Here is a 2,245-nt window from a genome sequence, read left to right on the forward strand (position 1 = left end):
CTGGTCGAAGATCTCGCCGTTGGCGGTCTTCTTGCCATGGAACTGACCGCCGTAGTACGAAGCTTCGCCCTCGATCACGACCGAGTTGTCGTCGGGTTTGCCGGCCGGTTCCTCTGCGAAAGCGGGAGCCAGTACCAGCGAGGAAAAGGCCAAAACACCGAAAATAAATACTGACGGGGACTGCATGCCGATGTCCATCCTTTCAAGATGCCGCATCTAAACCCCGCTTCGATGTCTTGGTTCCTGCTGTAAATAGGGGTAGTTTCGCGTCCGGCCGATTTGGCGCAGCCAATGATCGACTCAACACTTTGAAGAAAAAGTACTGAGGCATGACGGAACCGCTGGCATTCATCCTCGCCGTCCTGGGTCTTCTGGCGACACCGGGACCTACCAATACGTTGCTGGCGGCCTCCGGCGCCGCCGTGGGACTGCGCCGGTCGCTCCACCTGATCCCGGCGGAGGTTTCGGGATACCTCTGCTCCATCCTGGTCCTGGCGCTCGTGCTGGGGCCGGTCGCCCAGACCTGGCCGCTGTTCGGCTCCGCGCTCCGGATCTCCTGCGCGCTGTGGCTGGCCTATCTCGCGTGGCGCCACTGGACGGCTGCCGCCGACCATGGGGTTGAGGCGCGGGCGGTGCCGTTCAGCCGGGTTTTCGTGACGACGCTGCTGAACCCCAAGGCGCTGATCTTCGCCTTCGCCATCATCCCGCATCTGGCGGAAGGGAACGGCGCTGCGGCGCTGCCCTATCTGATCGGACTTTCCGCCTTGATCGTCGCAGTCGGAACCACCTGGATCGGTATCGGGGCCGCCCTGACCGTTGCGGGAGCACACCATCGCTGGGTCCAGCGGGTCAGTGCCGCCGTGCTCGGCGTCTTCGCCCTGGTCCTCTCAGGCTCCGCCTTTTCCCGCTAAGACGTGACGCAATTGCACCAATGCGCGGTGAAGTGTCTCATCCTTCGATTTGAAACTTCTATTTCATCGAAAAAAGCCTAAATATCTGATCTTAAACGCCAGTGTCGTCAGAGGGTTCGGGAGTTGCTGTCCCAGAAAGCCAAATACGCGTTGCAGGCCCTGTTGGTGCTTGCCGATCTCAAAGAAGGCGAATCGCTGATGATCAGCGATATCGCGGAACGGCAGCGGTTGCCGAAGCGCTTTCTCGAACAGATCCTGCTCGACCTCAAGCACCAGGGCGTGGTGCAGAGCTGGCGTGGCAAGAACGGCGGCTACGCGTTGCTGAAGCCCGCGGACAAGGTGACCTTCGGCGAAATCGTCCGCATCGTGGATGGCCCCCTGGCGCCGCTGCCCTGCCTCAGCCGCATGGCCTACCGCCGCTGCGAGGACTGCGTCAGCGAAGAGAAGTGCGCCGTGCGCCGGGTCTTCGCCGGAGTCCATGAAGCGACGACACAGATCCTTGACAACATGACGCTCAGCGCGGCATTGGCCGGTGACGGCGTGCCCGCGCGGGAGCTGCTCCGCAGCGTGGGCTGACGCCGTCGACCGAAGCAGTCAGCGGGGCCAAGCGCGTCATGAACCGGGAACCCGGATGACCTGGGAGCAGGGCGCGCTTCTGGCGGTACTTGCGGGATCGCTCGGCATTTTCGTGCTCGACCGATGGCGCTTCGACATCGTCGCGGTCGCGGCCCTGATTATCTGCGTCCTGGCCGGCATCATCAGGCCGGACGCGGCCTTCGCCGGTTTCAGCAACCCGGCGGTCGTGACCGTGGCGATGGTGCTGGTGATCACGCAGACATTGGCGCGGTCCGGCATCGTGGACGACGCGGCCCGCCGCTGCACCGACATGGCGAAGACGCCGACCGCCCAGATCGGCGCCCTCTGCGCCTTCGCGGCGCTGCTCTCGGCCTTCATGAACAATGTCGGCGCCCTGGCGCTGATGATGCCGCTGGCGATCTCCACCGCCCGGCGCAACGGCTACTCGCCCGGCCTGATCCTGATGCCGCTGTCCTTCGCCACGATGCTGGGCGGCATGTGTACGCTGATCGGCACCCCGCCGAACCTGCTGATATCGAGCTTCCGCGAGCAGGCGACCGGCCACCGCTTCCTGATGTTCGATTTCCTGCCGGTCGGGCTGGCGGTCACCGCCGCCGGGCTGGCCTATCTGACCTTCGCCGGCTGGCGGCTGCTGCCGCGCCACCGGGTTGCTCCGCGCGTCGATATCGACCGCTTCCGCGTCAGCGACTACGTGACGGAGGCGCTGATCCGGCCCGGTTCGTTCTGGACCGGCCAGA

General features: G+C 64.5%; 3 protein-coding genes and 1 pseudogene. 3 read left to right on the forward strand and 1 reads right to left on the reverse strand.

Translation table 11 applies throughout. The annotated features are described in order from the left end of the window. Positions 1–198 (reverse strand): annotated as a pseudogene (locus AC5JJ6_RS10460) (hypothetical protein); the annotation flags it as partial. 131 nt (positions 199–329) lie between these two features. Here AC5JJ6_RS10460 and AC5JJ6_RS10465 point away from each other — a divergent pair. The 3 genes from AC5JJ6_RS10465 to AC5JJ6_RS10475 form a co-directional block, all read left to right on the forward strand. Then, positions 330–911: a LysE family translocator gene (locus tag AC5JJ6_RS10465; protein ID WP_496041978.1), complete on the forward strand. Its 582-nt coding sequence runs from the start codon at positions 330–332 to the stop codon at positions 909–911. Positions 912–1,034: 123 nt separating this feature from the next. Then, positions 1,035–1,487 (forward strand): RrF2 family transcriptional regulator, encoded by a 453-nt coding sequence (locus tag AC5JJ6_RS10470; RefSeq protein WP_044434891.1) that lies wholly within the window; start codon positions 1,035–1,037, stop codon positions 1,485–1,487. Positions 1,488–1,542: 55 nt separating this feature from the next. Further along, positions 1,543–2,245, forward strand: a 703-nt coding sequence (locus tag AC5JJ6_RS10475; RefSeq protein ID WP_496041979.1) for an SLC13 family permease, incomplete at its 3' end; no start/stop codon positions are given.

It is taken from the genome of Skermanella sp. (assembly GCF_059503625.1).